The organism is Streptomyces cinnamoneus, from assembly GCF_014650495.1.
Lineage (GTDB): Bacteria > Actinomycetota > Actinomycetes > Streptomycetales > Streptomycetaceae > Streptomyces > Streptomyces cinnamoneus.
The window spans coordinates 112,572-138,590 of record NZ_BMVB01000001.1 but is presented as its reverse complement, the minus strand read 5'-3'; the positions used below and the strand labels follow the sequence as shown (position 1 = coordinate 138,590).

General features: G+C 74.1%; 21 protein-coding genes and 1 riboswitch. Of the genes, 7 read left to right on the top strand and 14 right to left on the bottom strand.

Annotation, left to right across the window (positions count from 1 at the left end; translation table 11 throughout):
• Positions 1-57: 57 nt before the first annotated feature.
• Complete coding sequence (locus tag IE182_RS00570; RefSeq protein ID WP_190107575.1) at positions 58-648, top strand: YIP1 family protein; 591 nt, start codon at positions 58-60, stop codon at positions 646-648.
• 114 nt (positions 649-762) lie between these two features.
• Here the strand turns inward: IE182_RS00570 and IE182_RS00565 are convergent, their stop codons facing one another.
• The 4 genes from IE182_RS00565 to IE182_RS00550 form a co-directional block, all read right to left on the bottom strand.
• Entirely contained in the window at positions 763-1,941 is a 1,179-nt protein-coding gene (locus IE182_RS00565; protein ID WP_190107574.1) for a cytochrome P450 family protein, read from the bottom strand.
• A gap of 169 nt (positions 1,942-2,110) precedes the next feature.
• Positions 2,111-3,322: an MAB_1171c family putative transporter gene (locus IE182_RS00560; protein WP_190107573.1), complete on the bottom strand. Its 1,212-nt coding sequence runs from the start codon at positions 3,320-3,322 to the stop codon at positions 2,111-2,113.
• Positions 3,315-3,980: a hypothetical protein gene (locus IE182_RS00555; protein ID WP_190107572.1), complete on the bottom strand. Its 666-nt coding sequence runs from the start codon at positions 3,978-3,980 to the stop codon at positions 3,315-3,317. The genes IE182_RS00560 and IE182_RS00555 overlap by 8 nt, the downstream gene beginning before the upstream one ends.
• Positions 3,977-4,459, bottom strand: a complete 483-nt coding sequence (locus tag IE182_RS00550) for a helix-turn-helix domain-containing protein (protein WP_190107571.1) — start codon at positions 4,457-4,459, stop codon at positions 3,977-3,979. The genes IE182_RS00555 and IE182_RS00550 overlap by 4 nt, the downstream gene beginning before the upstream one ends.
• Positions 4,460-4,718: 259 nt before the next feature.
• On the opposite strand from IE182_RS00550, the gene IE182_RS00545 reads away from it, so the two are divergent.
• On the top strand, positions 4,719-6,527 hold the full coding sequence (locus IE182_RS00545) for a hypothetical protein (RefSeq protein ID WP_229844482.1): 1,809 nt from the start codon (positions 4,719-4,721) through the stop codon (positions 6,525-6,527).
• A gap of 40 nt (positions 6,528-6,567) precedes the next feature.
• Here IE182_RS00545 and IE182_RS00540 read toward each other — a convergent pair whose 3' ends face one another.
• Together IE182_RS00540 and IE182_RS00535 are read right to left on the bottom strand one after the other, a co-directional pair.
• Positions 6,568-8,751, bottom strand: a complete 2,184-nt coding sequence (locus IE182_RS00540) for a tetratricopeptide repeat protein (protein WP_190107570.1) — start codon at positions 8,749-8,751, stop codon at positions 6,568-6,570.
• Complete coding sequence (locus IE182_RS00535) at positions 8,748-9,134, bottom strand: hypothetical protein (protein ID WP_190107569.1); 387 nt, start codon at positions 9,132-9,134, stop codon at positions 8,748-8,750. The genes IE182_RS00540 and IE182_RS00535 overlap by 4 nt, the downstream gene beginning before the upstream one ends.
• Before the next feature lie 210 nt (positions 9,135-9,344).
• On the opposite strand from IE182_RS00535, the gene IE182_RS00530 reads away from it, so the two are divergent.
• Entirely contained in the window at positions 9,345-10,301 is a 957-nt protein-coding gene (locus tag IE182_RS00530; RefSeq protein WP_190107568.1) for a trypsin-like serine peptidase, read from the top strand.
• 60 nt (positions 10,302-10,361) lie between these two features.
• Here the strand turns inward: IE182_RS00530 and IE182_RS00525 are convergent, their stop codons facing one another.
• The 3 genes from IE182_RS00525 to cobN all read right to left on the bottom strand — a co-directional run bounded on the left by IE182_RS00525 (position 10,362) and on the right by cobN (position 16,089).
• Complete coding sequence (locus tag IE182_RS00525) at positions 10,362-11,081, bottom strand: hypothetical protein (protein WP_190107567.1); 720 nt, start codon at positions 11,079-11,081, stop codon at positions 10,362-10,364.
• Complete coding sequence (locus tag IE182_RS00520; protein ID WP_190107566.1) at positions 11,081-12,337, bottom strand: VWA domain-containing protein; 1,257 nt, start codon at positions 12,335-12,337, stop codon at positions 11,081-11,083. Before IE182_RS00520 ends, IE182_RS00525 begins: the two co-directional genes overlap by 1 nt.
• Positions 12,338-12,411: 74 nt before the next feature.
• Positions 12,412-16,089, bottom strand: a complete 3,678-nt coding sequence (cobN, locus tag IE182_RS00515; protein WP_190107565.1) for a cobaltochelatase subunit CobN — start codon at positions 16,087-16,089, stop codon at positions 12,412-12,414.
• 97 nt (positions 16,090-16,186) lie between these two features.
• Positions 16,187-16,313, bottom strand: a riboswitch (cobalamin riboswitch).
• 101 nt (positions 16,314-16,414) lie between these two features.
• On the opposite strand from cobN, the gene cobG reads away from it, so the two are divergent.
• From cobG to IE182_RS00500, 3 genes are read left to right on the top strand one after another with little or no spacing between them, the layout of a single operon-like run.
• Entirely contained in the window at positions 16,415-18,052 is a 1,638-nt protein-coding gene (gene cobG / locus IE182_RS00510) for a precorrin-3B synthase (protein WP_229844481.1), read from the top strand.
• On the top strand, positions 18,049-18,702 hold the full coding sequence (locus IE182_RS00505) for a precorrin-8X methylmutase (RefSeq protein WP_190107563.1): 654 nt from the start codon (positions 18,049-18,051) through the stop codon (positions 18,700-18,702). Before cobG ends, IE182_RS00505 begins: the two co-directional genes overlap by 4 nt.
• A complete protein-coding gene (locus IE182_RS00500) occupies positions 18,699-20,210 on the top strand; it encodes a precorrin-2 C(20)-methyltransferase (RefSeq protein ID WP_190107562.1) in 1,512 nt (503 codons plus the stop codon). The genes IE182_RS00505 and IE182_RS00500 overlap by 4 nt, the downstream gene beginning before the upstream one ends.
• Positions 20,211-20,482: 272 nt before the next feature.
• Here IE182_RS00500 and IE182_RS00490 read toward each other — a convergent pair whose 3' ends face one another.
• The gene (locus tag IE182_RS00490; RefSeq protein WP_190107561.1) at positions 20,483-20,842 is read right to left on the bottom strand and encodes a hypothetical protein; all 360 of its coding nucleotides are present in this window, start codon (positions 20,840-20,842) and stop codon (positions 20,483-20,485) included.
• Between the two features lie 71 nt (positions 20,843-20,913).
• Entirely contained in the window at positions 20,914-21,672 is a 759-nt protein-coding gene (locus IE182_RS00485) for a cobalt-precorrin-6A reductase (RefSeq protein ID WP_190107560.1), read from the bottom strand.
• Between the two features lie 84 nt (positions 21,673-21,756).
• Here IE182_RS00485 and IE182_RS00480 point away from each other — a divergent pair, with 84 nt between their 5' ends.
• On the top strand, positions 21,757-22,929 hold the full coding sequence (locus tag IE182_RS00480) for a cobalt-precorrin-5B (C(1))-methyltransferase (RefSeq protein WP_190107559.1): 1,173 nt from the start codon (positions 21,757-21,759) through the stop codon (positions 22,927-22,929).
• Position 22,930: 1 nt separating this feature from the next.
• On the opposite strand, the gene IE182_RS00475 is transcribed toward IE182_RS00480, so the two are convergent.
• The 3 genes from IE182_RS00475 to cobM all read right to left on the bottom strand — a co-directional run bounded on the left by IE182_RS00475 (position 22,931) and on the right by cobM (position 25,906).
• A complete protein-coding gene (locus IE182_RS00475; protein WP_190107558.1) occupies positions 22,931-24,154 on the bottom strand; it encodes a serine hydrolase domain-containing protein in 1,224 nt (407 codons plus the stop codon).
• A 103-nt stretch (positions 24,155-24,257) separates the two neighbouring features.
• Positions 24,258-25,082: a MerR family transcriptional regulator gene (locus tag IE182_RS00470; RefSeq protein WP_190107557.1), complete on the bottom strand. Its 825-nt coding sequence runs from the start codon at positions 25,080-25,082 to the stop codon at positions 24,258-24,260.
• A gap of 44 nt (positions 25,083-25,126) precedes the next feature.
• A complete protein-coding gene (cobM, locus tag IE182_RS00465; RefSeq protein ID WP_190107556.1) occupies positions 25,127-25,906 on the bottom strand; it encodes a precorrin-4 C(11)-methyltransferase in 780 nt (259 codons plus the stop codon).
• Between the last annotated feature and the right edge of the window lie 113 nt (positions 25,907-26,019).

The window sequence follows — 26,019 nt, the reverse complement described above, 5'->3', positions numbered from 1 at the left end:
GTCGGCCCCACGGACCGGACTCCGGTGGTCCGGCCGAACGGTGATAAAACGGCACCCATGCCCGTGACCACTGCCCCCTCCCCGTCCCCTCCCGCCGCCCAGCAGCGCAGGCTGCTCTGGCACCGCCTGATATTCGGGCTCTGGTACCGGCCCGTCGAAGTCCTCGACGAGGCCCGGGACCGGAGCGTGTGGGGGGCGGCCGCGTTCGTGTCCCTGCTGTGCGGGGCGCTCGGGACGCTGGCCAAGGACTCCTTCTGGGGGCAGTGGGGCGTGAGCCCCGTGCTCGCGCTGGAGGCGATGGCCATCGGCTCCGCGGTGATGATGCTGGCGAGCCTGCTGCTGGGCGCCGCCACCCACGCGATCGCGCGGCGACTGGGCGGCAACGGCAGGTTCGGGCCCACGACGAGCCTGTTCGTGGTCATCTTCTGGGCGAGCGACCTGCCCCGGCTGGCCCTCGACACCTGGCTGTCGGCCGGCTCGATGCCGGTACGGGCGGCCGCCTCGGTGACGGCGGCCTTCGGCTGTGCCCTCGCGACGCTGCTGATCCGCGGCCAGCACCACCTGCCGACCCACCGGGCCGTGGCGTCGGTGAGCATCCAGATGCTGGCGGCGGTGGTCCTGCTGAAGTTCCCGCCGGGCAGCGGCTGAGCCGGACGACGAAGGCCCGCCCGGTGCGACGGGGGATGCACACCGGGCGGGCTCGATGACAGTTCTACCTCATCAAGGATGGGTTATGCACCAAAAACCTGTTCGGCTTCTCGATTACCAGCGCACCGGGAGCGAGATCAGGCCACGCGCCCGGATGGTGGGACGCCACCGCAGCGCCTCCCTCGGAACGTCGAGTTCCAGCTTCTCGAAGCGCTCCAGGAGCGCGGCCAGCGCGGTCTCCGTCTCCATCCGGCCCAGCGCGGCCCCCAGGCAATAGTGGATCCCGTGCCCCAGCGCGAGGTTCCCGGAGCGGTCCCGGTCCAGGTCAAGGCGGTCCGGGTGGGCGAAGTGGGCCGGATCGCGGTTCGCGGAGGCCAGGGACAACAGCACCGTCTCACCGGCCGGTACCAGCACGCCGCCGATCTCCATCTCCTGTGCGGTGAAGCGCCGGATCGCCAGCGGAACCGGACCGTCCCACCGGCTGACCTCGTCGACGAGCGCCGCGAGTCCGTCCGGATTCGTTCTCACCGAACGCAGCAGTTCGGGACGGTCCAGAAGGGCGAGGACCGTGTTGCCGATGAGGTGGACGACGTTCTCGTAGCCGCCGAAGAGGATGAGGAAGGCCAGCGAGGTCAGTTCGTCCTCGGAGAGCGTGTCACCGGCCTCCCGTACGGCGATCAGGTCCGAGAGCAGGTCGTCGCCCGGCTCGGCCCGCTTGCTCGCGATGAGCCCGGTGAAGAAGCGCATCAGGGAGACGACCGCTTCCTTCGCCTGGTGGGGCCGCTCGGGGTCGGGGGTGATCAGGGCGTCGGTCCAGGCCCGGAAGTCGACCCGGTCCTCCTGCGGCACCCCGAGCAGGTCGCAGATGACGATGACGGGCAACGGACCGGCGTAGGCGGCCAGCAGGTCGGCCCCGCCCGCCGGTTCCACCGCGTCCAGCAGCGCGTCGGCGACCTTGCGCACCGGCGTGCGGAGCTTGTGCACGCGGCCGGGCGTGAACGCCTTCACCACCAGGCGGCGGACCCGGGTGTGGTCGGGCGGGTCCATGTTGAGCAGGTTCGCGTCCAGCGCCGGCGGCAGCGAGAAGCCGCTGTAGTTGCCCGGGCGCGCGGTGCTCTTGTCCAGGGAGAGCCGCGGGTCGGCCAGGCCCTTGCGCACGTCGTCGTAGCGGGTGACCAGCCAGGCGGGCCGTCCGTCCGAGCCGGTCACGCGGTGGACGGGGCCGCTCTCGCGGAGTTTCTCGTACGTGCCGTACGGGTCGTCGATCAGGGTGTGGGCATCGATGGGGTGCATGTGACCCGACTCTAGACCGGACCGGAGGATCGGTTTGTAGCAGTCGTTCGCACGGGCGGCGCCGGGGGCGGTGCGGATCGTGCGATCCGCACCGCCCCCGGCGCCGGCCTGTGTCGCAGGCGGCCTTGACCCCCGTCCAGGGCCGCCTCGTCCATGGGCCGCCGCGCCGTCAGGGACGGCGGGCCGCGCTGATGTCTCTCAGCTCGGTGAGCACCGCGTCCACCATCGGGTCGTGATAGACGTCCGCGACGCGGGCCAAGTGCTCGTGCTCCTCGGCCGGGTCGGCGCTGACGGTCACCACGACGCTGTCGGCGTGGGGCGTCGGCACGTGCCCGGTCTGCTGGTTGGCCAGCCCCCGGCGCAGGGCGGCGGCCTCGACGACGGCGGCGGTACGGTGCTCGTCGAGCGCGGCGGCGCGCGCCTTGCTCCGGGCGATGTCCAGGGCGGCCTGCTCGACGTGGCGCCGGACGCCGCGCTGGATGTCGCGGATCTCGGCCATCTGCCGGTTGGCCCGCCACTCCAGGTCGGAGAAGGGCCAGCGGGTCGTCCAGCGGGACTCGCCGATGGTGACCTCCGGGGCGTGGGCGGTGACCTCACGCCACAGCGGGGCGAGCCGGCGCAGCCGGCGCCAGGCCGCCGCGCGCGGGCCGATGGCCGGCAGCGAAAAACCCAGCAGGACCAGCAGGGCGGCCACCGAGGCGCTCATCGGCGCCACCCCGTTGGAAAGCCAGTACACGTCGTGCCCGGCCCAGGTCAGGATGAAGCCGACCAGCTTGCAGGCGCAGTACAGCAGCCCGAGCCAGCAGCCGGCGGCCAGCGTCCGCAGGCCCCTGGAGAGCCAGGACCGGCCCAGCTGGGCGGCGTAGCGCGGGCAGAGGGTGCCCAGCCCGGCGAGGCTGATCCCGAAGATGGCCAGGTACAGGACGAGGAAGGCCACCACGCCGGGAGCGTCGGCGTAGGCGGTGCTGAAGTCGCGGGGGTGCTCCACGTCGTCGGGCCGCCCGACGGCGAAGCAGACGATCGCGGTGGTCCAGGCCACCGCGAGGGCGGCCACGGCGAACCGCGAGCGGGCGGCGGCCCGGGCGTGGGCCGCGGCGTCGCCCCTGCTCGTCCAGCGGAGCAGCAGGACGGTGGCGCCCGACGCGAACAGCACGACGGCCGAGTACAGGAACACCATCGCCAGGTTCGCCACGCCGGTCAGCCGGTCGAACGCGCGGTAGACGCTGGGCGCGGAGAAGAGGAAGACGACGGGGACGCCCGAGGTCATCAGGGCGGTCAGCCCGAGGTCGGTGTTGCCGCGGTCGCGGAACCAGGCCCGGGCCTTGTAGCCGACGATGGCCCAGGCGATGGCGCTGAAGGTGAGGTAGAGGGCGTCAAACACCGGCGTCACCCCGCGGGTGCGGGCCGTGCGCGGCGTCCGCGGTGCGCAGCTGCCGGCGCACGTGCTGCAGCGCCGGGCCGAGGGACGCGGCGAGCGCGGCGGCCTCGCCCTCCAGCGGCTGCTCCTGGCCCGGCGGCGGCGGGACCACCTTCGCCATGAGCAGGGTGCCCAGGATCTCCGTCTCGCGCTCGGTGAGGTTGTCGTAGCAGTGGTGGCGCGCCAGACCCATCGTCAGGCCCATGCGCCGCATGGCGGTGGCGACGTCGACCGACGGCGTCCACACCTTGAGGGCGTCCTCGGTGACGGCCGGGTCCTGGTCGTGGCCGAGCAGCAGGTGGCCGATCTCGTGCAGCACGATGTGGACTTGGTGCCAGGGCGAGGTCTTCTGCTCGTAGACGATCCAGAAGGCGTCGTCGGTGGTGGCCGTCATGCCCGAGACCACGCCGTCCAGGCTCATCGGCACGAGGTGGATGGGCCGGTCGACGTGGCGGGCGACGGCGTCGCACATGCCCCGCAGATCGGTCGACGCGGGCAGCGCGAGCTCATGGATGAGCTGCTTGCAGCGCCGGCGTATCCGCCCCACCCGCATGCTTGCACCGTCCTCGTCCTCGGTACGCCGCCAGTAAGTGAAGAGCCGGTCCTCCGCCAAGACGGTCACGAGCGCTCCTCACCACCCGCGTCGGGCGGGTCGGACGGAAGGTTCATCTGCTGCCGGAACTGCGAGATGATCGTGGTCAGGCTGTCCTGCACCTCCGGCGGCAGACCCACCGAACGCAGGGCGATCGCCCGGACGCGCTGATCCCTCATGGCGACGAGGAAGCGGACCTCCTCCTCGACGCGTTCGGCCTGGGAGGCCGACAGGTCGCCCAGCAGATAGCCGACCGGCACGGCGAAGAACTTCGCCAGCGCCCGGAGCACATCGGGGCTGGGGTTGGCGCGCTTGCCGTTGCGCAGCATCGACAGATACTGCTCGGTGAGCGTGACCCCGCCGTACTCCTCCCCCCGGCTGATCTCCTCCGCCACGTGCCCGTTGGTGTAGGGAGCGCCCGGCGGGTGCATGTTCGCGAACAGGTAGTTGAGCCGCTGCGCGAGCGGGCTGCCCGCGTCACCTGCCGGCCTGTCCCCCCCGACTGCCATCTGCCCCGTTCCTTCGAACCCTTTGCGTCACACGGCTTCATGGCCTTTCACGGCCAGTTAAGTGCCGACCGGCCACGAGAGGCATCCTGTCACGGGATGAGCGCCGAGCACTAGTCCGCGTGCGATGACGAGCGGATGAACGACTTAACCACGAGTTGATGCGGGCTCGGGGCCCGGACCGCTCGTCTACGGTGGGGGCACGGCGGAACGCGGGGGCAAAGGTCTGGTCATGCTATCGGCGAAAGGTTGCGGGGGCGGCGTGCTGGACGGTAAGGGCGACACCAACATGGACCGCCGGACGCCGGACGCCGGACGCCGGACGCCGGACGCCGGACGCCGGACGCCGGACCGTGCGGGGCGGCGGCCGGGGGATCTGCGGGTACCGGTCGGGGCGGACGCCGGACGGTGGCGGACGTTCGGGGGTGGGCGCGTCCTCGTCGCGGCGGCCCGCACCGTCACCTCGACGGTCCGTCTCCTCGACGTGCTCCCCGCCCTCCTGCGCTCCGACCCCCGCGTCGACGTCGTCTTCGCGTTCGACCCCACCTCCGCCTTCGACGACGGCGTCCATGACCTGCTCCGCACCGCCGGCGTGCGCGTCATGCCGTGGGACCAGCTCTCCCGCACCCGCTGCCACCTCGTCGTCTCCGCGAGCGAGAACATCGACCTGACGGCCGTCGCGGCCGACTGCCCCGTGCTCGTCCTGCCGCACGGCGTCGGCTTCCACAAGCTGGTGCCCGACTCGCGCGGCGAGGGCCGGCGGCTGTCCGGGGTCATGGACGACGCCCGCGCCTGGCACGCCGTCTCGCACCCCGGCCAGATCGCCCAACTCGACGCGCACCACCCGCGGCTGGCCGCCCGCAGCCGGCTGGTGGGCGACCCGTACCACGACCTCATGCTGGCCTCGCGGCCGCTGCGCGCCCGCTACCGCGAGGCGCTCGGCGCCGACGACGGCCGGCGGCTGGTGGTGGTGACGTCCACGTGGGGACCCCAGTCGGTACTGGGGACGGACCCCGGCCTGCCGGCCCGGCTCGTCGCCGGGCTGCCGCTCGACGAGTACCGCGTGGCCGCCGTGGTGCACCCCAACGTCTGGTTCGCGCACGGTCGCTGGCAGGTCCGTGCCGTCCTGGCCGCCGCCCTGGACGGCGGGCTGCGGCTCATACCCCCGGAGCGCGGCTGGCAGGCCGCGCTCGTCGCCGCGGACGCCGTGCTCGGCGACCACGGCTCGGTGACCTTCTACGCCGCCGCCCTGGGCAGACCGCTGCTCCTGGCGGCGTTCGGCGAGGAATCGGTGCCGGACACGCCCATGGCCGAACTGGGCCGCATCGTGCCGCGGCTGGAGCCGTACGGGCCGCTCGGCGCACAGCTGGAACGCGCGATGGCCGAGCACGACGCGGAACGCGTGCGGAAGGTGACGGACGGCGCCTTCGCCGAGCCGGGCCACGCGCTGGAACGGCTGCGCTCGACGGTGTACGAGCTGCTGGAACTGGCCGCGCCGGCCGCCGCGGGCCCGCCCCCGCTGTACGCCTGCCCGGTGCCGGACGCCGAGGGCGGCGAGGTCACGGCGGCGTGGGTGAGCACGTCGGTCACCGGCGACGGCGTGTCCGTCCGCCGGCTGCCCGCCACCGGGAACCAGCCGGAGGAGGGGGACGGAACGTTCTGCCATCTGTCCTGCGACGAGGAGGAACGGGACCTGCGGCTGCTGGGCAGCGCGTCGGCGGTCGTCTCCGGAGCGCTGCGGGAATCGGCCGCGGCCGGGGTGCGGTGGGCGTGGCGGACGCTCGCGGCATGGCCGGGCAGCCGCCTCGCGACGGCCGTGGTCCCCGGGGGCTGTGTGACGGCACTGCGGGACGGGCGGGTCGTGGAGTCGACGGCCACCGGACCGCTGCCGGATGCCGCGCTGCACGCGGCCGTCGTCTACGCCCGGCTACGGGCAGGCCACGCCCTGACGGGGACGGTGTCCCTGAACGTGGCCGGGCGGGCGGAGGACATGACGCTCGCGGTACGCCCGGCCATCCCCTCCCCCGGCCGGGCCGTCCCGCAGGAGCCGATGACCGGTCCCCCTGCGTGACGGCCCGGCAGGCGCCCGCGGCGGGGCCGGGCTCCGCTCCTCAGGTGCCGGGCGGGGGCGGCGTGCCGGGACCGTTCAGGGCCTCGAACCGTTCGCGCACCTCTGCGGCCCGCGGGCTTCCGTCCCGTTGCAGCAGCTCGACGGCCCGGGCCAGGTGCCGGCGCGCGGCGGCCGGATCCCCGGCACGCACGGCGTGCTCCGCCAACTCCTCGCGCACCGGGGCCTCGTAGAACGAGGCCCGCTGCTCCTGGAGCGTCTGCGCCGCGCGTTCGAGTGCCCGTACGGCCTCGTCCGTGCGCCCCAAGTGGCCGTGGGCCCTGCCCAGCGCCGCCAGGGCGCGCCCCGCCATGCGCGCGTCGCCGAGGCCGGTCAGCCGGTCGCAGGCGTCCGTCAGCGTCCCGACGGCGCGCTCGTGCTCACCCATGGCGTCCTGCGTGCAGCCGGTGAAGTAGCGCACGAGGGCGACGCCCCGCCGTTCCCCGGCCGCCTCGTTCAGGGCGAGGGCCTCCTCGTACTGGGCCAGGGCGCGGGGCGGATCGTAGCGGTCCCAGTAGCGCGCGGAGAACTCCCGCACCGAGGCCCGCAGCACGCGATGGTCCGTGGCGTCCGCGAGTTCGAGTGCGGCGTCCAGCTCGCGGCGGGCCCGGTCCGTGAGGCCCATGTCCATGAGCGGGCGGGAGAGCAGGCTGCGCAGCCGGGCCTCCATCGCCCGGTCCCCCAGGCGGGCTGCGGCGTCGGCGCCGAGGGTCCCCGTGTCGACCCAGTCGGTGGGGTGGCGGTGGTTGAGGAAGAGGGCGGTGAGGGATTCGGCGAGCTGGGCCGTCTGCCGGTGGAGGCCGAGGCCGGCGGCGGCGTGCACGGCGGCCACGGCGTTGTGCCGTTCGGCCTCCAGCCAGTCGAGCGCGTCGTTGCGGGCCCCGGCTCCGGTGAACGGCCTCGCGTGCCCGGCCAGCAGCACGGCGTGGTCGGTGATCCGCAGCCGGTCGCCCATGACCGCGCCGTCGGCGAACGCGGCCCGGACGACGTAGAGGTCGACCACCCGGCGCAGTGCGGTGTCCCGTTCGGCCTCCGTGTCGCCGTCGTCGCCTTCCGCCAGGGAACGGGCGTGCAGCCGTACGAGGTCGTGCATGCCGTAGCGGCCGGTCGGCTTCCCGTCCACGATCTCTTCCTCCAGCAGACTGGCGGAGTACAGGTCCTGGAGCGCTTCGTGCACGGTGAGCGGGTCCCCGCCGGCCACGGCGGCGGCGACGTCTGCGGGGAACGTGCGGCCGGGCAGGAGTCCGAGCCTGCGGTAGAGCCGCAGGGGCTCGGCGGAGAGGTCGCGGCAGGCGACGGAGAGGGCCGCGGCGACGCCGCGCCGCCCGCGGCCGGAGCCGATCGACAGCGTGGCCAACCTGCCCCGCTCGGCGTTCAGTTCACTGGCGACCGAGGCCAGGCTCAGTCCCCGGCGGGTGGCGAGGCGCGTGCCGGCGACGGTGAGCGCCATGGGCAGTCCCCCGCACAGCTCGACCAGGCGTGCGGCCGCCTCCGGTTCGGAGCGGACGCGCTCGGCGCCGCACAGATTCGCGAGCAGCTCCGTTCCGTGTCCGGGGCCCAGGGGTTCGAGGGGCATCAGGTGGGCGCCGTCCAGAGCGAGCTCGTCGAGGCGCCTGTTGCTGGTGACCACGACGGCGCTGCCGGGAGCGGTGGGGATCAGGGCGAGGACCTGTGCGGGCTGGGTGACGTTCTCCAGGACGAGCAGAATGCTTCCGTACCGGGAGGTCTCGGTGCGGTAGAGGTCGTCCAACTCGGGCCCCGGCAGGTCCAGGTACCGCTCCCCCACCCCGGCCACGGAGCGCAGGACCTTGGCCTGCGCGCCGCGGACGTCGCCGCCGTCCGCACCGCTGCGCAGCTCGGCGAAGTCCACGTAGGGGACGCCGCCGGGGTACGCGTCGCGCACGCTCTCCGCCCAGCGGCGGGCCGTGCTGCTCGTACCGATGCCGGGCAGGCCGCTGATCACGCAGGTGCGGGGCGGCCCGTGGCCGGTGCGGCCCAGCCATGCGCGCAGGCGGGCGAGTTCGTCGCTGCGGTTGGTGAACCGGGGCGTGCTCGGCGGAATGTGGTACGGACGTACCGGCCGCTTCGGGGCGGGGGGACGGTGGTCGTGGTAGTGGATGTCCCCGCCGGCCTGGAAGACCTGGCCGGCCTCCCCGGAGAAGTCGTTGCGGACGTGCGGGCCGCTCATCGTCCCGTCACGTTGATGCTGTGTCCCTGGTAGAGCGTGCCGACCCTGGCGTTGCCCGAGACGGTGTTGGTGACCGTGGTGTTGCCGACGGACACTCCGGCCGTCCGTGCCTGCTCCTCCCAGCCGCGGTACTCGGCCGCGAACGCCTCGTCCTGCAGGATCCGTCCGAACAGCATCGCCGCCAGGGCCTGGACCTCCTGCCCGTTCGCCGCGTCGAGGGGCAGCGGCGCGACGTCGCCCCCGTCCTGCCGGCCCCTGCCGAAGGCGCGGCGCGTGAGGTCCACGAGCGAACCCCAGACCTGGCGTCCCGCCTCCGTCCCCACGGAGCCCGCGGCGGCCGTCACCGCGGTCGTGACCGCATCGAGCGACACCGGATCGACCATTGCCAACTCCCCACCCCGCGGCCCCTGCAGGCCCGGACAACCCGACTCACTGGTGCCCACAGGCTACCGGCCGCCTCCGACAGCGGCGGTGCGTCGTTGTGGTGAATCCTGTCGCGTCGGCGTCTCACCACGCGCACCCCGCCCGTAGGACGATGGCACGCTCACCCCGTGCGTGCACCTCCGCGCACTCGGCTTCCGGGAGGTTCGTCCATGCGCTGCAGACCCCTCGCCATACGTGGATGCGTCACCGCCGCCGTCACCGGCCTGCTGGTGGCGGTCACCGCCCTCCAGGGGCCGGCCGCGGCCGGCGCGGGCGGCCCGGGGCGCGCCCGGGCCGCGGAGGCGGCCCCTTCCGTCTCCGCCGCGACCGCCGACGCCTACTGGACGCCCGAGCGCATGCGGGCCGCCCTGCCCGCCGGCAGCGACCGGAGGGGCCCCGCGGCGGACGACCCCGTACCGCCCAGCCACCCCTTCGACGGCCTGCCCCAGGTGGGGACGTTCTTCTGGACCGACGGCCAGAACACCGGCCGCTTCTGCGGCGGCACGGTCGTCCGCAGCCCGCACCGCGACCTCGTCGTCAGCGCCGCCCACTGCCTGCGCTCGCCGGACCCGAGGAAACGGCTGTCGTTCGTGCCGCAGTACCACGACGGCCTCAAGCCGCACGGCGTCTTCCCCGTCGAACTCATCTACATCGACCAGCGGTACTACGACCTGGGCACCGACGGCGGGGCGCGCTGGGACTACACGGTGGTCCGGCTCGGCCGGCGCGCGGACGGCACCCGGGTGGAGCGGGCCGTCGGCGGGTTCGACCTGGCCGTCCGCCCCGGGTACCGGCACGGGAACGTACGGCTGATCGGCTATCCGGGCAGCAGCGACGCGAAGTACCCCAAACCGCTGGACTGCAGCTCCTCCACGCACCGCTACACCAGCACGGACCCGGCCGCGCCCGGTGACTTCCTGGAGATCGCCTGTGCGGGGTACGTCGGCGGCACCTCCGGCGGGCCGTTCCTGGTGCGCGGGTTCGGCGGGTACGCGCTGATCGGGGTGATCGGCGGCTACCACACCGGCGGTGACACCCCGGACATCTCCTACAGCTCGTACTTCACCGAGGATCTGTGGGAGCTGTACCTGCAGGCGGTGCGCGGCGACGACCCCGCCGGCCCCTGAACGCGGGCCGGCGGCGTCCTCGCCGTGCGAGGACGCCGCCGGTCACCGGTGCGGCCGCGGCTAGCGGCGGCGCGGGTGGCGGGTCAGGGTGTACCCGCCGATGGCCGCGAGGGCGCCGAGTACGGCACCGCCGACCGTCCATCCCCAACGGGACGAGAACCAGCTGCCGTTCCAGCCGCTGTCGGGCTCGGTGACGGCCTTCGCGTGCAGCGGCGCACCCAGCTCGCCGCCCTCGGCCCGTTCGCCGCCCATGTCCTCGGCGGTGGCCTCGACCGCCGCCTTCACCGGCAGGCCGAGGTCGCGCTCGGGGGCGTCGGTGACGGTGAGCCGGATGTAGTAGGCGCCGGGCAGCGGGTCGTTGGCCCACCGCTCGGCCCAGGGGCGCACGGTCCGCAGGGTGCAGGTCAGGTCGACGGTGGCGGCCTGGCCGGAGGCCCGCTGCGTGGGCCGGCCGGACGTGCACGCCTGGCGGCGGCGCAGCCCGTCGAAGACGTCGAGCCGCCAGGTGGCGGAGCCGTGCCGCGCGGACGTCTCGGGCAGCGTCACCGTCGCCTTGACGGTGGGCCGCTGCCCGGCGCCCGCGGGGAACTGCCAGTAGAGGTAGTCGCCGGTGGAGGCGTCGGCGGTGGCCTTCTCGCCCTGCTCGATCGCCACGGCGGTGCGGAAGGCGGTGCCCGCCTCGGTGGGTGCCTCGTCGTCGGCCACGGCGAGGGCCGCGGGGCCGAACGCTGCGGCCGCGGCGAGCAGCCCGGCCGTCAGCACACGTGTCGTCCGTCGCATCAGTTCTCCCTCCACACCGCTACGCGCCAGCGGGCCAGCCAGCCCCACGCGAGCCCGGCCAGCAGCCCCGTCACGCCCAGGACCAGGAGCAGCACCCAGCCCCGGCCGAGACCGAAGGCGGCCAGGTCGGAGGGGTTGTCGGGGGCGTCCACCAGATCGACGGCGAGCTCGACGGGCAGGCCCGGCTCCCGCTTGACGGAGGGGGGCGCGGAGAAGGAGTTGGAGACCTCCAGGCAGATGTTCCTGGGGTCCTTGTCGTCCTTCTTGGCCTTCCACACCGGAAGGCGGAGCCCCGACGCCATCACGTCCGTGCGTCCGCTGCCGGCGTCCGACCCGCGGACGAGTTCCTGGCCGCCTTCGCCCACCGCACGGACCAGCACCCCGTAGTCCCGGTCGACGGCGCGGTCGGCACCGACGCTGACGGAGGCGCGCAGCTCCTGCCCGGGCTTGACCTTGACGCGGTACCAGCGGTGCTCGGAGAACTTCTCCCGGTCGGTCCAGGTCCCGGCACCGATCTCGGGCGCGGTCGGGCACGCGTTCGCGCCCTCGACGGGCTTCGGGATGTCGACGGGCGTCTCCGCCCGGCGCACCAGCTGCTTGATCCGGCCGGAGAGCTCCTTGCGGTGCCGCACGGTGGTGTACGTGCCGCCGGTGGCCTCGGCGATGCAGCTGAGCTGCTCGCGCGTCTTGTCGTCCTGGGTGAGGCCGAGCGTGTCGACCGTCAGGTGCGTGCCCTTGGCGGCGAGTTCGCGCGCCACGTCGCACGGGTCGGGCAGCCCGCAGGAGTCCTCACCGTCGGTGATGAGCACGATCCGGCGCGTGCCGCCGTCCGTCCCCAGATCCTGGTCGGCGCCGCGCAGGGCCAGACCGATGGGCGTCCAGCCGGTGGGCTGGAGCCCCGCCACGGCCGCCTTGGCGTCGGTCCTGTCCACCTTGCCGACGCGGTACAGCTGCTGGCTGTCGCGGCAGCCGAGCTCCTTGTCCTCGCCGGCGTAGGAGGCGCCGAGCGTCCGGATGCCGAGCCGGACGCCGTCCGGCACCGAGTCGATGACCTCGTTGAACGCCTGCTTCGCGGCGACCATGCGGGTGTCGCCGTCGACGTCCCGCGCCCGCATCGAGCCGCTGACGTCGAGGACGAGTTCGACCTTGGGCGAATCCTTCGGGGGCCGGTCGGCGGCGCTCGCCGGCGCAATGCCCCCGGCCAGGGCGGCGAGCAGGGCACAGGCACCCGCCGCCAGCCGTTTTGTGATGATCATCGGGTGATCCTAGTGATCCCCGGGTGGCGGACCCAAATGGCCGGAGCGGGCCCGCGCCCGCTCCGGCCGGGGCGTCACTCCCCGCCCTCCAGGTTCCCCTCCGTCTCCAGGAAGACCTGGCGCAGGGCTTCGAGGGTCTCGGCGTCCGGCTTGGCCCACATGCCGCGGCTCTCGGCCTCCAGGAGGCGTTCGGAGATGCCGTGGAGGGCCCAGGGGTTGGCGTCCTCAAGGAAGGCGCGGTTGTCCGGGTCGAGGACGTAGGTCTGGGCGAGCTTGTCGTACATCCAGTCGGGGACGACGCCCGTGGTGGCGTCGTAGCCGAACAAGTAGTCGACGGTGGCGGCGAGTTCGAAGGCCCCCTTGTAGCCGTGGCGGCGCATGGCCTCGATCCAGCGGGGGTTGACCACGCGGGCGCGGAAGACCCGGGAGGTCTCCTCGACGAGGGTGCGGGTGCGGATCGTCTCGGGGCGGGTGGAGTCGCCGATGTACGCCTCGGGGGCCGATCCGCGCAGGGCCTTGACCGTTGCGACCATGCCGCCGTGGTACTGGAAGTAGTCGTCGGAGTCGGCGATGTCGTGCTCGCGGGTGTCGGTGTTCTTCGCCGCGACCGCGATGCGCTTGTACGCCGTCTCCATCTCCTCGCGGGCCGGGCAGCCCTCCAGGCCGCGGCCGTAGGCGTAGCCGCCCCAGACGGTGTAGACCTCGGCGAGGTCGGCGTCGGTGCGCCAGTCGCGGCTGTCGATGAGCTGGAGGAGGCCGGCGCCGTACGTGCCCGGGCGGGAGCCGAAGATGCGGGTCGTGGCCCGGCGCTCGTCGCCGTGGGTGGCGAGGTCGGCCTGGGCGTGGGCGCGGACGTGGTTCTGCTCGGCCGGCTCGTCCAGGGAGGCGACCAGGCGCACCGCGTCGTCCAGGAGGCCGATCACGTGCGGGAAGGCGTCACGGAAGAAGCCGCTGATGCGGAGGGTGACGTCGATGCGGGGGCGGCCCAGTTCCGCCAGGGGGACGGGCTCCAGGCCCGTCACGCGCCGCGACGCCTCGTCCCACACCGGGCGGACGCCCAGCAGCGCCAGCGCCTCCGCCACGTCGTCGCCCGCCGTGCGCATCGCGCTCGTGCCCCACAGCGACAGGCCCACCGACTCCGGCCACTCGCCGTTGTCCGTGCGGTAGCGCTCCAGGAGGGAGTCCGCCAGGGCCTGGCCCGTCTCCCAGGCGAGGCGGCTGGGGACGGCCTTGGGGTCGACGGAGTAGAAGTTGCGGCCCGTCGGCAGGACGTTGACCAGGCCGCGGAGCGGGGAGCCCGAAGGGCCGGCCGGGACGAAACCGCCCGCCAGGGCGTGGACGGCGTGGTCGAGCTCGTCGGTGGTGGCGGCCAGGCGGGGGACGACCTCCGTGGCGGCGAACGTCAGGATCGCGGCCACGGGATCGGTGCCCGGCACCGTGGGTTGTGCCCACCCTCCCCCAGCTACCGCTGGGAGGTGCCCCCATCGCCCTGCGGGACGATTGCCCACAACGGTGGGCACGGCCGCCGGGTCCCAGCCTGCGTCCTCCATCGCCTGGACCAGCGCCCGGGCCTCGGCCTCCGCCTCGTCCGCCGTCGTGCGGGTGGCGGCGGACTCGTCGAGGCCCAGGGCCTCGCGCAGGCCCGGCAGCGCGGACTTGCCGCCCCAGATCTGACGGGCGCGCAGGATCGACAGGACGAGGTTCACCCGCGCCTCGCCGGTGGGCGCGCCGCCCAGCACGTGCAGGCCGTCGCGGATCTGGGCGTCCTTGACCTCGCACAGCCAGCCGTCGACGTGGAGGAGGAAGTCGTCGAAGCCGTCGTCGTCCGGGCGCTCCTCCAGACCGAGGTCGTGGTCGAGCCTGGCGGCCTGGATGAGGGTCCAGATCTGGGCGCGGATCGCCGGGAGCTTGGCCGGGTCCATCGCGGAGATCTGCGCGTACTCGTCGAGGTGCTGCTCCAGGCGCGTGATGTCGCCGTAGGACTCGGCGCGGGCCATGGGCGGCACGAGGTGGTCGACGAGCGTGGCGTGGGCGCGGCGCTTGGCCTGGGTGCCCTCGCCGGGGTCGTTGACGAGGAAGGGGTAGACCAGGGGGAGGTCGCCGAGGGCGGCGTCGGGGCCGCAGGCGGCGGACAGGCCGGCGTTCTTGCCGGGCAGCCACTCCAGGTTGCCGTGCTTGCCGAGGTGCACCATCGCGTCGGCGCCGAAGCCGCCGTCCTCGCGGGTGGCCGCGATCCAGCGGTAGGCGGCGAGGTAGTGGTGCGAGGGCGGCAGGTCGGGGTCGTGGTAGATGGCGATGGGGTTCTCGCCGAAGCCGCGCGGCGGCTGGATGAGGATGAGCAGGTTGCCGCGGCGCAGGGCCGCGAGGACGATGTCGCCCTCGGGGTTGCGGCTGCGGTCGAGGAACATCTCGCCGGGCGCCGGACCCCAGTGCTCCTCGACGGACTCGCGCAGCTCGGCGGGCAACTGCGCGTACCAGCGCTTGTAGTCGGCGGCCGGGATGCGGACGGGGTTGCGGGCGAGCTGCTCCTCGGTGAGCCAGTCCTGGTCGTGGCCGCCGGCCTCGATCAGGGCGTAGATCAGCTCGTCGCCGTCGCCGGAGGCGAGGCCGGGGACCTCCTCGTCGCCGAAGTCGTAGCCCTCCTCGCGCAGCCGGCGCAGCAGCGCCACGGCGCTGGCGGGGGTGTCGAGACCGACGGCGTTGCCGATGCGGGAGTGCTTGGTGGGGTACGCGGACAGGACGAGCGCGATCCGCTTGTCACCGGCCGGGATGTGGCGCAGCTTGGCGTGGCGCACGGCGATGCCGGCGACGCGGGCGGCGCGCTCGGGGTCGGCGACGTAGGCGGGCAGGCCGTCCTCGTCGACCTCCTTGAAGGAGAACGGGACGGTGATGATGCGGCCGTCGAACTCGGGGACGGCCACCTGCGTGGCGGCGTCGAGCGGCGAGAGCCCCTCGTCGTTCTCCTCCCAGGCGCTGCGCGGGCCCGTCAGGCACAGGGCCTGCAGGATCGGCACGTCGAGGGAGGCGAGGGCGCCGGCGTCCCAGGATTCGTCGTCGCCGCCGGCGGAGGCCTCGGCGGGCCGGGTGCCGCCGGCGGCGAGGACGGTGGTGACGACGGCGTCGGCCGCGCCGAGCGCCTCGACGAGCTCGGCCTCGGGGGCGCGCAGGGAGGCCACGTACAGCGGCAGGGCGCGGCCGCCGGCGTCCTCGACGGCGTCGCAGAGGGCGTGCACGAAGGCGGTGTTGCCGCTCATGTGGTGGGCGCGGTAGTAGAGCACCGCGACGAGCGGGCCGTCGGCGCCCGGCTTGGGGGTGCGCTCCAGCTCGCCCCAGGTGGGGGCGGCGGCCGGGGCCTCGAAGCCGTGGCCGGTGAGCAGCACGGTGTCGGAGAGGAAGCGGGCCAGCTGTTCGAGGTTGGCGGGGCCGCCGTGGGCGAGGTAGGCGTGGGCCTCGGCGGCGATGCCGATGGGGACGGTGGACGCCTCCATCAGCTGGGCGTCGGGGGCCTGTTCGCCGGTGAGGACGACGACGGGGCGCTCCTGGGCGAGCAGCAGGTCGAGCCCCTCCTGCCAGGCGCGCAGGCCGCCGAGGAGCCGGACGACGACGAGGTCCGTGCCCTCCAGGAGCGCCGGGAGGTCGTCGAGTGCGAGCCGGGCGGGGTTCGCCAGCCGGTACGGGACCGGGCCCCCCTGGGCGGCGGCCGCGCGGGCACTGAGCAGGTCGGTGTCGGACGTCGACAGGAGAAGGATCACGCGGCGCTCCCGAGTGCTTCGAGGGTCGCCCGGGGTGCGCGGCACCGGAACGTGCGCATGCTGCGGCTGGCCTTCCTCGGGGTCCGCGCCCCGGGCGGTTGGAGGACGGCGGGAGTTCCTGACTCGCGCGGCATCGCTGCCGCGCTCACAGTGGCGGGACCGTGCCGGAGTCTCACCGGCTTCCTCCCCTGACGCCGTCGCTGGCGTACGGCGGGCCGGATATCCGACGGGACTGCTGGATACTGCCCACCTGGTGAGCATAGTAAGCGCTGGTGATCCGGTACGGGACGGTGCACCGGGCCCCGGCGTCGGTATGCTCGCCGCCATGCCTGTGCCCCCCACATCTCCCGCGGACCGGGACGAGACGTGCCGAACCGGCGCGTCCCCGCGCAACCGCGGCGACGCGTGCCCCGGCGCGCTGCGGCTGCACTCCGCGGCCGACGGGGCACTGGCCCGCATCCGGCTGCCCGCCGGGCTGTTGACGGCCCGTCAGGCCGAGGTCCTGGCCGGGCTGGCCGGGGAACTGGGCGACGGGCACCTCGACCTCACCTCGCGCGGCAACCTCCAGCTGCGCGGCCTGCCTTCGGACTGCGGGGCCGTGCTGGGAGCGCGGCTGCGCGCGGCCGGCCTGCTGCCCTCGGACGCGCACGAGCGGGTGCGCAACCTGGTCGCCTCGCCACTGAGCGGACTGGATGGCTCCGGGTACGCCGACGTCCAGGCGTGGGCACGGGACCTGGACCGGCTGCTGTGCGCGAACCCTGACATCACTGCGCTTTCCGGGCGCTTCCTCTTCGGGCTGGACGACGGGCGGGGCGACGTCGCCGCCCTCGACCCCGATGTGACATTGATCGCAGAGGAGGGCGGACGGGCCGTCCTGCGCTACGGCAGGGGGCCGGCCGGGCTGCGGATACCGGCCGCGGACGCGCCGCGGGCGGCGGTCCTGGCCGCCGAGCACTTCCTCGGCACGTTGCGCGCACACGATGCGACCGCCTGGCGGGTCAAGGACCTGGCTCCGCAACACCGGCCGGCCCTGGGCGCCTTGGCCGACCGCCTTGCGGAGGCCGGCATCCGGGCCGAGCCGACGGCCACGACGCCGACCGGAGGGCCGACCGTATGCGGGGCACCCACCGGTGCCGGGCCGGACGGGGGCGGATCGGCCGATACCGGTCCCCCGGCGGCCGGACCCACCCACGGCCCGACGCCGTCCCTCGCCGCAGCAGCCGAACCGGGGGCGGTGGCCGAACCTGCGTCGGTAGCCGAACCGGGGGCGGTGGCCGGACCGGGGCCAGTGGCCGAACTAGGGGCTATGGCCGGACCCGCGTCGGCAACCGAACCAGGACCGGCGGCTGGACCGGGGGCCGTGGACGGGCCCGGCGGCCGGTGTGCCCTGTCCGTCATGGCGCCCCTCGGCCGGCTCACCGTCGCGCAGTGGCGGCTCCTCGCCCGTACCGCCGCCGAAGCCGGCACCGGCGAACTGCGGGTGACGCCCTGGCGCGGCATCGTCGTCCCCGGCCTGACCCCCGGGGCGGCTCCCGCCCGGCTGGCCGCGCTCGCCGACGCCGGCCTCGTCACCTCCCCCGCCTCCCCCTGGCACCGCGCAGGCGCGTGCGCCGGGCGCCCGGGCTGCGCGAAGTCGCTCACGGACGTACGGGCCGACGCGGCCGCCGCTCTCACCGGCGCGCGCCCTGGCGGCCCCCGGGCGCTGCCGGTGTACTGGTCCGGATGCGAACGGCGCTGCGGCCACCCCTCCGACGGCCCGTGGGTCGACGTGCTGGCGACCGCGGACGGCTACCGCGTCGCCGTACGCACCGGGACCCCGGACACGGCACGCACCGCACCCCATGCGGTGGCCCCGGAGACGGCGCAGGAGTTGGCCGACGCGGTGGCCACGGCCCGTACGACCGCAACGACGACCGCCGCGGCAACGGCGGCACCCCCACCAGGCACCACCCGTACGACATGAACGACGAAGGCGACGAGGGCACAGTGTTCGACTACGAAAAGGACGGCGCGTCCATCTACCGCCAGTCCTTCGCCACCATCCGCGCCGAGGCCGACCTCGGCGGGCTGCCGCCGGACGTCGGCCAGGTCGCGGTGCGCATGATCCACGCGTGCGGGATGACCGATCTCGTACGGGACCTCGCGTACTCCCCGCAGGTGGTCGCGCGGGCGCGCGAGGCGCTGCGCGCCGGGGCGCCGATCCTGTGCGACGCCAACATGGTGGCCAGCGGGGTCACCCGCAAGCGGCTGCCCGCGGACAACGAGGTGCTGTGCACGCTCGCCGACCCGGCGGTGCCGGAGCTGGCCCGCCGCATGGGCACGACCCGCAGCGCCGCGGCGCTGGAGCTGTGGCGCGAGAAGCTGGACGGCGCCGTGGTGGCGGTCGGCAACGCGCCCACCGCGTTGTTCCGTCTGCTGGAGATGGTGGCCGAGGGGGCGCCGCGCCCGGCCGCGGTCCTCGGCATTCCGGTCGGCTTCATCGGCGCCGCCGAGTCCAAGGACGCGCTGGTGGACAGCCCCCTGGGGCTGGAGTATCTGGTGGTGCGGGGCAGGCGGGGCGGCAGTGCCATGGCCGCGGCCGCGATCAACGCGATAGCGAGCGAGGAAGAGTGAGCGAGCAGCATCCGCAGACGGCCGGCCGGCTGTACGGCGTCGGGCTCGGTCCCGGCGACCCGTCACTGATGACCGTACGGGCCGTGGAGGTCATCGCGGCGGCGGACGTCGTGGCGTACCACAGCGCCCGGCACGGCCGCAGCATCGCGCGCTCGATCGCCGCAGCGCACCTGCGTCCCGGCCAGATCGAGGAGCAACTGGTCTACCCGGTGACCACGGAGGCCACCGACCACCCCGGCGGCTATCGCGGGGCGATGGAGGAGTTCTACGAGGAGGCCGCGGCCCGGCTGGCCGCCCACCTCGACGCCGGGCGGACGGTCGCGGTGCTTGCCGAGGGCGACCCGCTCTTCTACAGCTCGTACATGCACATGCACAAGCGGCTGTCCCACCGCTACCCGACGGAGGTCGTGCCCGGGGTCACCTCGGTGAGTGCGGCCGCCGCCCGCCTGGGCGAGCCGCTCGTCGAGGGCGAGGAGGTGCTGACGATCCTTCCCGGCACGCTGCCGGAGGAGGAGCTGACGGCCCGCCTGGCCTCGACGGACTCGGCCGTGGTGATGAAGCTCGGCCGGACCTTCCCCGCGGTGCGCGGCGCGCTGGAGCGCTCGGGCCGGCTGGCGGAGGCGCGGTACGTCGAGCGCGCGACGATGAGCGGCGAACGGACCGGCCGGCTGGCGGACGTGGACCCGGAGTCGGTGCCGTACTTCTCGGTGGCGGTGCTGCCCAGCCGCATCGACGCGCCGCCCGTTGCCGGGGGCGGCGAGGTCGTGGTCGTCGGGCTCGGCCCGGCGGGCCCGCTGTGGCTGACGCCCGAGGCGCGGGGTGCGCTGGCGGCGGCGGAGGACGTGGTGGGCTACAGCACGTACGTGGACCGCGTTCCCGTACGCCCCGGCCAGCGCCGGCACGCCTCCGACAACAAGGTGGAGTCCGAACGCGCCGACTTCGCCCTCGACCTCGCGCGCCAGGGCCGGCGCGTGGCCGTCGTCTCCTCCGGCGACCCGGGTGTCTTCGCGATGGCCACGGCGGTGCTCGAAGTCGCCTCCGAGGACCCCTACCGCGAGATCCCGGTCCGGGTGGTCCCCGGCATGACGGCCGCCCACGCCGCCGCCGCCCGTGCGGGCGCCCCCCTCGGCCACGACTACGCGGTGGTCTCCCTCTCCGACCGCCTCAAGCCGTGGGAGGTCATCGCGGAGCGCCTGCGCTCCGCAGCGGCCGCCGACCTGGTGCTCGCCCTCTACAACCCCGGCTCCCGCAGCCGCATCTGGCAGGTCGGCAAGGCCCGCGACCTCCTCCTGGAACACCGCACGCCCGACACCCCGGTGGTCCTCGCCCGCGACGTGGGCGGCCCGGAGGAGTCCGTCCGCATCGTCCGCCTGGGCGAACTCGACCCGGACCAGGTCGACATGCGCACCCTGCTCATCGTGGGCTCGACGCAGACGCGGACGGTCCGCCGCGGCGAGTCCGGCGCCGAGGAGATCGTCTGGACACCTCGGCGGTACCCGGAGCGCTGACGCACTGCGGATCACAGTCCGAGGAAGGAGACCTGGCGGATGCAGACCCGCTGGTGGCGGGGCACGACCTGATACACGAACATCCCCGACGCGTCGATGGTCTCCTCCTGCATGCGGGGCGAGGTACCCGAGTACTTCGCCCCGTCCAGGTAGAGCGCCGCGCCGCGCGGACCAGTTCGTCGGCCCGCTCCTCGACCCTCGCGATGAAGGCGAGGTTGTCGATGCCGCCGATGACGTACCCGGGGTCGGGGTCGTACTCCCACGCCCAGGTCTCAGTCACAGGTCACCGCAGCACGGGCCTCGTTCCGGACGGCCATGCACTCGTCCATGGCCGCACGCCACCTCGGGTCGTCGCGGTCGAAGGTGTTCGCGCCGTCCAGGGCAGCTCGGTATCGAGCGGCCAGGGCCGGCCTGCGCTCGATCTCGATCTCGGTCGCCCACTTGACCTGGAACATACGGATCGGGTTGAAGGAGGCGTGCTGAGTGGCCGCGGTGAACGCGGAATCACGGTCTGCCTGGAACTCGGCAAGGCGGGAGGACGCGACGCGGGCCAGTGCGGCGCGCAACGCCGGGAAGGTCATCTCCGGCCTCGGAACGAGCTCGGCAGGTTCTTCGGCGTGCTGTGCGGTCACGGGTCCTCCGTCCTCAGGCGCTCTTCGCACCGTACCGGCTCACCCACCGATGCCGGACCGGAACCCACCCGTCACCGACCGTCCAGGACCCCTCGCACCCACTCCACCGCCTCCGCCGGGCCGGCGGCGGTCGGTACCCCCTCCGGCACACTCGGCCGCCGGACCACCACGACCGGGATGCCCGCCTCGCGGGCCGCGGTCAGTTTCGCGGACGTCGCCGCCGCCCCGCTGTCCTTCGTCACCAGGACGTCGATCGCGTGCCGGCGCAGCAGGGCGCGTTCGCCCTCGACCGTGAACGGGCCGCGGTCCAGCAGCACCTTTGTGTGCGGGGGCATGGGCGGCTCGGGGGCGTCCACGGAGCGGACCAGGAACCACCTATCCTCAAGGTGCGCGAAGGCCGCCAGGCCCATCCTGCCCGTGGTCAGGAAGACGCGCTCCCCCAGCGCGGGCAGTGCGTCCGCCGCCTCGGCCAGTGAGCCCACCGGGTGCCAGTCGTCGCCCGGGCCCGCGACCCAGCCGGGTCTGCGGACGGCCAGCAGGGGAACATGGACGGCGGCGGCCGCCCGTGCCGCGTTGAAACTGATCGTGCCGGCGAAAGGATGGGTGGCGTCGATGAGCGCGTCCACCTGCTGCTCGCGCAGCCAGCGGGCGAGGCCCTCGGGCCCGCCGAAGCCACCGATCCGCACCTGCCCCGCCGGCAGCCGCGGTGCGGCGACGCGTCCGGCGAGTGAGGTCGTCACCCGCAGCGCGGTGTCGGCGGCGAGGGTGTCCGCCAGGCGGCGGGCCTCGGTCGTGCCGCCGAGGATCAGGACGTGGCGCGTGGCGCTCACCGGGTGCCTCTCGTCGTGCTGTGCCCGGCCCGCCGGGCCGGCGCGGCGGGAAGGCCAAGCCTACGACCGCGCCCGGAGGCCCTCATGACCGAGGTCGCCGCCGGCACGCCGGGGGCGGCGGAAGCGGCGGCCCCGGCCGGCCAGGCCATCGGCGGGCGCACGGCCCAGCTGCAGCACACCGGTCTCCGGCACGGCTGGACGACGGGCGCCTGTGCCACCGCCGCCACCACCGCCGCCTACACCGCGCTGCTCACCGGCGAGTTCCCCGACCCCGTGACGATCACGCTGCCCAAGGGGCAGACGCCCGCCTTCGCGCTCGCCGCCGAGGAGGCGGGTGACGGGCGCGCCATGGCCGCCGTGGTCAAGGACGCCGGCGACGACCCCGACGTCACGCACGGTGCCCTCATCCGCGCCACGGTACGGATCCTGCCCGCCGGCTCCGGAGTCGTCTTCCGGGCGGGCCCCGGCGTCGGCACGGTCACCCGGCCCGGGCTGCCGCTGCCCGTCGGCGAACCCGCCATCAACCCCGTGCCCCGGCAGATGATGCGCGACCACGTCGCCGAGGTCGCCGCCCGGCACGGCGGCACCGGCGACGTCGAGATCGAGGTCGCGGTCGATCACGGCGAGGAGATCGCCCGTTCCACCTGGAACCCGCGCCTGGGCATCCTCGGCGGCATCTCCATCCTGGGCACCACCGGCATCGTCGTCCCCTACTCCTGCTCCGCCTGGATCGACAGCATCCGGCGCGGCGTCGACGTGGCCCGCGCGGCGGGCCGTACACACGTGGCGGGCTGCACGGGCGCGACGTCCGAGAAGGTCGCGGTCGCCGTGCACGGGCTGCCCGAGGACGCACTCCTCGACATGGGCGACTTCGCGGGGGCCGTGCTCAAGTACATCCGCCGGCACCCCGTGGACCGGCTCACCATCGCCGGCGGCTTCGCCAAGCTCTCCAAGCTGGCCGCCGGCCACCTCGACCTGCACTCGGGCCGCTCGCAGGTGAACAAGGCGTTCCTCGCCGAACTCGCCCGCCACGGCGGTGGCGACGACGTCCTCGCCGCCGCCGTCACCGACGCCAACACCGGGCTGGAGGCCCTGCGCCTGTGCGAGGCCGCCGGCGTCCCGCTCGGCGATCTCGTCGCCGCCCGCGCCCGTGACGAGGCCCTGGCCGTGCTGCGCGGCGCGCCCGTCACGGTCGACGTCATCTGCATCGACCGCGCGGGCGTCATCGTGGGACGGGCGGAGCCGCGGGGGTGGTGACCTAGCGGTTCACGGGGCCGAGCACCGCCGGCTTCTTGAGCGTCTTCCCGGTCGTGCCGCAGAACGCACCCTCGAACATGTTCTCGAAGGGCGGGCTCTGGTCCAGCCAGTCGCCGTTGATGTTGAAGGTGAGCGCGTTCTTGCCGTCGCGGGTCACGGCCGCTCCGGACAACGAGCCCCAGACCACGCCGTCGTGGCCCCAGACCGTGGTGCCGCAGGTCAGCGAGCGCGACATGATGCCCAGGCCGTACCGGAACTGCTGCCCGGTGTCCACGGTCGTGAGCATCGCGTCCAGCTGCTTGCGCGGCAGCAGCTTGCCCTGCAGCAGTGCGCTGTAGAAGCGGTTCAGGTCGCCGCTGGTGCTGACGACCTCACCCGTCGCACCGGACCAGGAGGGGCGGTACTCGGTGGCGTCGTGGACCTCCGGGCCGGGGTTCTGGACGTAGAGCTTGGAGTAGCCCACCGGGTGCGGCGCCGGCAGCTTCGGGTCGGTGCCCGGGAACGTCGTCTCCTTCAGACCCAGCGGCTTGACGATGCGGCGCTCGACCTCGCTCGCGTACGGCTTGCCGGTCACCTTCTCGATGACCATGCCGGCGAGGACGAAGCCGGTGTTGGAGTAGTTCCAGCCCTTGCCCGGCTCGAAGTCGGGGCCGTACTTGAGCCCGTACGCGATGACCTCCTGCGGGGTCTTGACGTCGTAGCGGTGCTCCAGGAAGCCGGGGCCGTTCATGTCCTTGTCCCACTCCGGGGTGTACACCATGTCGTGCACACCGCTGGTGTGGTTGAGGAGCTGACGGATCGTGATCTTGTTGGCGTCGTAGCCGTTGCCCTTCACGACGCCCGGCAGCCAGCGCTCCACCGAGTCGTCCAGGCTCAGCTTCCCCTCCGCTTCGAGCTGGAGGAGCGTGGTGGCCACGAACGTCTTGGTGATGCTGCCCGCCCGGAAGTGGTCGGCGGCGGTGCGCTTGCGCTGGGTGGCGGTGTCCGCGTAGCCGGACGAACCGAACCAGCTCCCCCTGGGCGTACGGGTCTCGGCGGCGACGCCCGGCATCCCGGCCGCGACGAGGCCGTCGAGGGCCCGCTGCGTCGCGGCACGGGTGCCGCCCGACTCCTCCGCTCCGGTCGCGGCGCCGGCCGGCCCGGCCGCGACCGTTCCGCCGACCACGGCCACGGCCGCGGCGAGCGCGACGAGCCTGCCACGGGTACGGGTTGTGCGCTTCTGCATGGATTCCCCCCTTGGAACTGCGCGGCCCGGCCGGCCGCCTCATGATCATTCCAAGGTGAGCACACCCCGGGAGGCGTGGCTATGACCGATCACACAACCGGGCTCACCCGGCGTCGGTCACCGGCTCCTGGATCTCCGTCACCCATCCCGCGGGGTCGCCCTCGCCGTACGCGAGGTACACCTCGCGCGCGTAGCCCGTCGACCGGTAGCCGTTGGCGCCGATCCAGTGGGCCAGGGTCTGGGCCGTGGGCACGATCTCGTCCATGGAGCCGTGGTGGACGAGGGCCGCCACGGTGGGCACGGCCGGCAGGTCGACGACCTCGAAGTCCTCGCCGCGGGCGGCCGCGCCGACCGGGAAGGCGACGTGGACGACGATCCCGCCGCCGTCCGGGGCGTCCTCGTAGTGCTGGACGCCCGGTCCCGCCGGCGCGACGCCCGCGGCCGCCAGCCGGCGGCACAGTTCGTCGAACAGCGGTCCGGCGACGGGGCCGATGTCCTCCGGGTCGAAGCTCGCCACCTGGGTGCTCAGCCGGGCCACCCGGACCGCCGGCACGCTCTTGACCACCACGTCGTGGGTGCTCATCCGTCCCTCGCTCTCGATCGTGCGGAGCCTCGCCTCGACCTGCGCCAGCCGGGCCGTGGCCGCCGCGGCGGCGGCCTCCAGCTCGGCGCGGCGCAGCCGCAGCATCCCGCGCAGCTCCTCGGCGCTCACCTCCTCGTCCACGATCGCCTGGACCTGCTGGAGGGTGAATCCGAGGTCCTTGAGGGCGATGACGCGGTTGAGGCGGGCGAGCTGTCCGGCCTCGTAGAGGCGGTAGCCGCTGAACGGGTCGACACGGGCCGGGCGCAGCAGTCCGATGGCGTCGTAGTGGCGCAGCATGCGGACGGACACACGGCCGTGGCGGGCGAAGTCTCCGATGGTGAACATGATGTGCTCAGTCCACGGCCTGACACGGTGTGAGGGTCAAGCGGTCAGGGGCCGGTGGGGTCCGGGACCGTCAGCCCGCAGCTGTCCCGGTCCCGTTCGGCCGAGTACAGGAAGCTGTCGGGGAACTGCTCGGCCGCGAGGGTGCGGCCGACGACGATGACGGCGGTGCGGACGACGCCCGCCGCCTTCACCTGCTCCGCGATGTCGGCGAGCGTGCCGCGCAGGACGAGCTCGTCGGGGCGGCTGGCCATGGCGACGACGGCGGCGGGGCAGTCGGCGCCGTAGTGCGGGAGCAGTTCGGCGACGACGCGGTCGGCGTGGCGGGCGGCGAGGTGGAGGACCATCAGGGCGCCGCTGCGGCCGAGGGTGGCGAGGTCCTCGCCGGGGGGCATGGGGGTGGCCCGCTGGGCGACGCGGGTGAGGATGACGGTCTGGCCGACGGTCGGCACGGTCAGTTCGCGGCCGAGGGCTGCCGCGGCGGCGGCGAAGGCGGGGACGCCGGGGACGATCTCGTAGGGGATGCCCAGCGCGTCCAGGCGGCGCATCTGCTCGGCGACGGCGCTGAAGACGGCGGGGTCACCGGAGTGCAGGCGCGCCACGTCGTGGCCGGCCTCGTGGGCGCGGACGAACTCGGCGGTGATGTCGGCGAGGTTCAGGTGGGCGGTGTCGACGAGGCGGGCACCGGGCGGGCACTCGTCGAGGAGTTCGGCCGGGACGAGGCTGCCGGCGTAGAGGCAGACGCCGCAGCGGGCCAGGGTCCGGGCGCCGCGGACCGTGATGAGGTCGGCCGCGCCGGGGCCGGCGCCGATGAAGTACACGGTCATGCGGTCTCCTTGGATGTCGGTGCGTTCGTGGGGCGGGGCCGGGGTGGGACGGGCCCTTCTGGGGACTGGAATATTTACGGCCCCTGTCAGCGGTGTCGGTTACCCGGCAGGCA